The sequence below is a fragment of the Sphingomonas sp. R647 genome (assembly GCF_020177055.1).
In the GTDB taxonomy this organism is placed as follows: domain Bacteria; phylum Pseudomonadota; class Alphaproteobacteria; order Sphingomonadales; family Sphingomonadaceae; genus Sphingomonas.
In genome coordinates this window covers 1-5,882 of sequence record NZ_JAIQXT010000012.1, presented here as the reverse complement: position 1 = coordinate 5,882, position 5,882 = coordinate 1, and the positions used below count along the sequence as shown (strand labels likewise).

Sequence of the window (5,882 nt, the reverse complement as noted above, 5' to 3'; positions counted from 1 at the left end):
TGCGGGTTTGGGGTGTGGCGCAACAAAAATGCAAAAACCCTGTTGACCGAATCTGAAGCCGGGCATAGAAGCCACTCCACCGACGCGGTGCTCCTTACCGGAACGCTTCGACGGTCACCAAAAACCAGACGCACAGGTCGTCCCGAGAAAAAGGGATTAGACGGTGCGTCGGTCTTTGTCGCTATTTGACATTGTGATTTTGATGAAGGGACATGTGGGCGGCGGCCCCGGGTCTTGCAGCTTCTAGGTGCAAGGTGCTCGGTAAAAGCCAAGCCGTTCCATGGACTTCGTTTCGCGGGACTTCGGTTTCGTGGGCGGGTTCAAACATGTCCTAATACGTTCCATACGTAATAGAATTTGTGCAGGAACGGCTCCTAGAAATGAGCTGTACTGTTGGGCACATTCCGGCTCGGCAGTATGGTACATCAAACTTGAGAGTTTGATCCTGGCTCAGAATGAACGCTGGCGGCATGCCTAACACATGCAAGTCGAACGAAGGCTTCGGCCTTAGTGGCGCACGGGTGCGTAACGCGTGGGAATCTGCCCTTGGGTTCGGAATAACAGTTAGAAATGACTGCTAATACCGGATGATGTCGAGAGACCAAAGATTTATCGCCCAAGGATGAGCCCGCGTAGGATTAGCTAGTTGGTGAGGTAAAAGCTCACCAAGGCGACGATCCTTAGCTGGTCTGAGAGGATGATCAGCCACACTGGGACTGAGACACGGCCCAGACTCCTACGGGAGGCAGCAGTGGGGAATATTGGACAATGGGCGAAAGCCTGATCCAGCAATGCCGCGTGAGTGATGAAGGCCTTAGGGTTGTAAAGCTCTTTTACCCGGGATGATAATGACAGTACCGGGAGAATAAGCTCCGGCTAACTTCGTGCCAGCAGCCGCGGTAATACGAGGGGAGCTAGCGTTATTCGGAATTACTGGGCGTAAAGCGCACGTAGGCGGCTTTGTAAGTTAGAGGTGAAAGCCCAGAGCTCAACTCTGGAATTGCCTTTAAGACTGCATCGCTTGAATCCAGGAGAGGTGAGTGGAATTCCGAGTGTAGAGGTGAAATTCGTAGATATTCGGAAGAACACCAGTGGCGAAGGCGGCTCACTGGACTGGTATTGACGCTGAGGTGCGAAAGCGTGGGGAGCAAACAGGATTAGATACCCTGGTAGTCCACGCCGTAAACGATGATAACTAGCTGTCCGGGCACTTGGTGCTTGGGTGGCGCAGCTAACGCATTAAGTTATCCGCCTGGGGAGTACGGTCGCAAGATTAAAACTCAAAGGAATTGACGGGGGCCTGCACAAGCGGTGGAGCATGTGGTTTAATTCGAAGCAACGCGCAGAACCTTACCAGCGTTTGACATGTCCGGACGATTTCCAGAGATGGATTTCTTCCCTTCGGGGACTGGAACACAGGTGCTGCATGGCTGTCGTCAGCTCGTGTCGTGAGATGTTGGGTTAAGTCCCGCAACGAGCGCAACCCTCGCCTTTAGTTACCATCATTAAGTTGGGTACTTTAAAGGAACCGCCGGTGATAAGCCGGAGGAAGGTGGGGATGACGTCAAGTCCTCATGGCCCTTACGCGCTGGGCTACACACGTGCTACAATGGCGACTACAGTGGGCAGCAATCCCGCGAGGGTGAGCTAATCTCCAAAAGTCGTCTCAGTTCGGATTGCACTCTGCAACTCGAGTGCATGAAGGCGGAATCGCTAGTAATCGCGGATCAGCATGCCGCGGTGAATACGTTCCCAGGCCTTGTACACACCGCCCGTCACACCATGGGAGTTGGGTTCACCCGAAGGCGTTGCGCTAACTCGCAAGAGAGGCAGGCGACCACGGTGGGCTTAGCGACTGGGGTGAAGTCGTAACAAGGTAGCCGTAGGGGAACCTGCGGCTGGATCACCTCCTTTCTAAGGATAGCGGCGGAAAGCGCTTCGGCTACGGCTGGAGAAGAGCTTCCTCCCATTCCAAAGAACATAGCCGCCGTCCTCATGTCCCTTCATCACTGGATCAGCTCTTCGGAGCGATCGTAGCTGCTCAAGCAGCGGTTCGATCGCGCTTTCGAAGTTGCTGTATGCCTGAGCTGGCTCACGCCCCTCGCGGCCGCGCCGTTCTCTGTTGAGAATGGGGGTTGGCGCAGGTGTGGCGATGGGTCTGTAGCTCAGTTGGTTAGAGCACACCCCTGATAAGGGTGAGGCCAGTGGTTCGAATCCACTCAGACCCACCATCGTCTAGGAAGTTGGCAGGGGGCCTTAGCTCAGCTGGGAGAGCGGTTGCTTTGCAAGCATCAGGTCATCGGTTCGATCCCGATAGGCTCCACCACTTCTAACCAGCGCGTCGGCATGTTTGCCGGAGTGCAAGCATATATCCAGTGATGAGGATCATCAGATCCGCTGCGCAAGCAGCGGTAGTGCGATCGCCTCGGCGATTGCTTGCGTTTTTGACATTGTGAATGGGTTTTTCAAATCGATGCCGTGAGGTGTTTGATTTCCGGCGGACGCCGTCGGAAGTTCGAACACCGATCAATTAAGGCTGAGATTAACAACCACACCAAGAAAGCCACGTAGCTCTGCTCTGCCGAGTTTCGAGCTGGCGCAAGCCAGCCCAGAGTTGTCGTTGGTGGTGTGGACTCTCAAGCGTGAGGTAAGGGCGTTTGGTGGATGCCTTGGCATGTACAGGCGATGAAGGACGTGGCACGCTGCGATAAGCGTCGGTGAGTTGTGAGCAAACTTTGACCCGACGATTTCCGAATGGGGAAACCCACCTATCCCGATTATTCTTAATGTGGTTCGCCACAGTGAGAGTAATCGAGAAACAGGTATCACTTAGCTGAATAAAATAGGCTTCGTGAAGCGAACCCGGGGAACTGAAACATCTCAGTACCTGGAGGAAAAGACATCAACCGAGATTCCGTTAGTAGTGGCGAGCGAACGCGGACCAGGCCAGTGCCTTCTTTTCAACTAGCAGAACAGTCTGGAAAGGCTGACCATAGCGGGTGACAGTCCCGTATGCGAAAGTGATGAAGAAGGACTCGAGTAGGGCGGGGCACGTGAAACCCTGTCTGAACATGGGGGGACCACCCTCCAAGCCTAAATACTCGTACATGACCGATAGTGAACTAGTACCGTGAGGGAAAGGTGAAAAGCACCCCGATGAGGGGAGTGAAACAGTACCTGAAACCGAACGCCTACAAGCAGTTGGAGCCTCTTTATGGGGTGACAGCGTACCTCTTGCATAATGGGTCTGTGACTTAGTGTATCAAGCAAGCTTAAGCCGTTAGGTGTAGGCGCAGCGAAAGCGAGTCTGAATAGGGCGACTGAGTTTGATGCATTAGACCCGAAACCCGGCGATCTAGGCATGACCAGGTTGAAGGTGGGGTAACACTCACTGGAGGACCGAACCGTTTAATGTTGAAAAATTATCGGATGAGTTGTGTTTAGGGGTGAAAGGCCAATCAAGCCGGGAAATAGCTGGTTCTCCGCGAAATCTATTGAGGTAGAGCCTTGGACGAATACCCTAGGGGGTAGAGCACTGGATGGTTGCGGGCGGCGCGAGCTGTACCAATACTAACCAAACTCCGAATACCTAGGAGTACTATCCAGGAGACAGACGGCGGGTGCTAAGGTCCGTCGTCAAAAGGGAAACAGCCCTGACCTACAGCTAAGGTCCCCAAGTCATCACTAAGTGGGAAAGCATGTGGGAATCCCAAAACAGCCAGGAGGTTGGCTTAGAAGCAGCCATCCTTTAAAGAAAGCGTAACAGCTCACTGGTCTAAACAAGGGTTCCTGCGGCGAAAATGTAACGGGGCTAAAGTGATGCACCGAAGCTTAGGGTGTGTAGTTTACTACACGCGGTAGCGGAGCGTTCCGTAAGCCTGTGAAGCGATCTGGTAATGGGTCGTGGAGGTATCGGAAGTGCGAATGCAGACATGAGTAGCGATAAAGAGGGTGAGATGCCCTCTCGCCGAAAGACCAAGGGTTCCTGCTTAAAGCTAATCTGAGCAGGGTGAGCCGGCCCCTAAGACGAGCCCGAAGGGGGTAGTCGATGGGAACCACGTTAATATTCGTGGGCCTGGTGGTAGTGACGGATTTCTTGTGTTGTACGTTCTTATCGGATTGAACGTGCTTCGACGAAGTCCCAGGAAATAGCTCCACCGTATAGACCGTACCCGAAACCGACACAGGTGGTCAGGTAGAGTATACCAAGGCGCTTGAGAGAAGTGTCCTGAAGGAACTCGGCAAATTGCCTCCGTACCTTCGGAAGAAGGAGGCCCAACATAAGCGCAAGCTCTTGTTGGGGGCACAGGCCAGGGGGTAGCGACTGTTTAGCAAAAACACAGGGCTCTGCTAAGTCGGCTTCAAGACGACGTATAGGGCCTGACGCCTGCCCGGTGCCTGAAGGTTAAGTGGAGGGGTGCAAGCTCCGAAACGAAGCCCAGGTAAACGGCGGCCGTAACTATAACGGTCCTAAGGTAGCGAAATTCCTTGTCGGGTAAGTTCCGACCTGCACGAATGGCGTAACGACTTCCCCACTGTCTCCAGGACATGCTCAGCGAAATTGAATTCTCCGTGAAGATGCGGAGTACCCGCGGTTAGACGGAAAGACCCCGTGCACCTTTACTGCAGCTTCAGAGTGGCATTAGGAATTAATTGTGTAGCATAGGTGGGAGGCTTTGAAGCATCGGCGCCAGCTGATGTGGAGCCTACGGTGAAATACCACCCTGTTGATTTCTGATGTCTAACCTCGTTCCGTTATCCGGAACAGGGACCCTCTGTGGCGGGTAGTTTGACTGGGGCGGTCGCCTCCTAAAGAGTAACGGAGGCGTGCGAAGGTTGGCTCAGGTCGGTTGGAAACCGACCGTTAGAGTGCAATGGCATAAGCCAGCCTGACTGCGAGACTGACGAGTCGAGCAGAGACGAAAGTCGGTCATAGTGATCCGGTGGTCCCTCGTGGAAGGGCCATCGCTCAACGGATAAAAGGTACGCCGGGGATAACAGGCTGATGATTCCCAAGAGCTCATATCGACGGAATCGTTTGGCACCTCGATGTCGGCTCATCACATCCTGGGGCTGGAGCAGGTCCCAAGGGTTTGGCTGTTCGCCAATTAAAGTGGTACGTGAGCTGGGTTCAGAACGTCGCGAGACAGTTTGGTCCCTATCTGCCGTGGGCGTCGAAATTTGAGAGGAGTTGACCCTAGTACGAGAGGACCGGGTTGAACATACCTCTGGTGTACCTGTCGTTCCGCCAGGAGCGCAGCAGGGTAGCTATGTATGGACGGGATAACCGCTGAAAGCATCTAAGCGGGAAGCCTCCCTCAAGATAAGATTTCTTAGGACGGTGGTAGACCACCACCTTGATAGACTGGATGTGGAAGCGCGGTAACGTGTGGAGCTAACCAGTACTAATTGTCCTATTCGCGCTTGATGAGTCCCACCATCAATGACAGCTCTGGCAAGTCCAGTGCGTGGTCATTGTGGTTGTTGCCTCAAGCCTTAATTTCCCTGAATATTCAGGTGCACGCATCGATTTGAAACCCAATCCACTGCCACCTGCTTCATTGCTTGGTGACCATAGCGTCAGTGACCCACCCGATCCCATCCCGAACTCGGCCGTGAAACCTGACTGCGCCGATGGTACTATTGCTCAAGCACTGGAAGAGTAGGTCGTCGCCAGGCATTGCAGCCGGTGGCCGTGGAACTTGGAAAAACCCATTCACAATGTCAGATACGCAAAACGCGCGTCGCGCTCCCGGCGCGGCGCGTTTTGCTTTTTGGGGCGTATTCCGCCCCATGATGGCGCGGGGTGGAGCAGCCCGGTAGCTCGTCAGGCTCATAACCTGAAGGTCGTTGGTTCAAATCCAACCCCCGCAACCATCACA

At 53.9% G+C, this 5,882-nt stretch carries 2 protein-coding genes, 3 tRNA genes and 3 rRNA genes; 7 read left to right on the top strand and 1 reads right to left on the bottom strand.

Annotation, left to right across the window (positions count from 1 at the left end; genetic code table 11):
* The 4 genes from K9B35_RS20085 to K9B35_RS20070 form a co-directional block, all read left to right on the top strand.
* On the top strand, positions 1-189 hold a 189-nt coding region (locus tag K9B35_RS20085), incomplete at its 5' end, for a hypothetical protein (RefSeq protein ID WP_224923784.1).
* Positions 190-427: 238 nt separating this feature from the next.
* Positions 428-1,914: ribosomal RNA gene (locus K9B35_RS20080) — 16S ribosomal RNA — on the top strand.
* A gap of 240 nt (positions 1,915-2,154) precedes the next feature.
* Positions 2,155-2,231 (top strand) — tRNA-Ile (locus tag K9B35_RS20075).
* 19 nt (positions 2,232-2,250) lie between these two features.
* Positions 2,251-2,326 (top strand) — tRNA-Ala (locus K9B35_RS20070).
* 62 nt (positions 2,327-2,388) lie between these two features.
* Here the strand turns inward: K9B35_RS20070 and K9B35_RS20235 are convergent.
* Positions 2,389-2,523 carry a hypothetical protein gene (locus K9B35_RS20235; protein WP_263622789.1) on the bottom strand — a complete coding sequence of 45 codons (135 nt, stop codon included), beginning with the start codon at positions 2,521-2,523 and terminating at the stop codon, positions 2,389-2,391.
* A 114-nt stretch (positions 2,524-2,637) separates the two neighbouring features.
* Between K9B35_RS20235 and K9B35_RS20065 the strand changes: the two genes are divergently transcribed.
* The 3 genes from K9B35_RS20065 to K9B35_RS20055 all read left to right on the top strand — a co-directional run bounded on the left by K9B35_RS20065 (position 2,638) and on the right by K9B35_RS20055 (position 5,877).
* Positions 2,638-5,429 (top strand): 23S ribosomal RNA (locus tag K9B35_RS20065).
* Positions 5,430-5,564: 135 nt separating this feature from the next.
* Positions 5,565-5,679, top strand: a 5S ribosomal RNA gene (gene rrf, locus K9B35_RS20060).
* The 16S, 23S and 5S rRNA genes sit together here with 3 tRNA genes alongside, the layout of an rRNA operon.
* A gap of 121 nt (positions 5,680-5,800) precedes the next feature.
* Positions 5,801-5,877 (top strand) — tRNA-Met (locus K9B35_RS20055).
* Positions 5,878-5,882 lie beyond the last annotated feature (5 nt).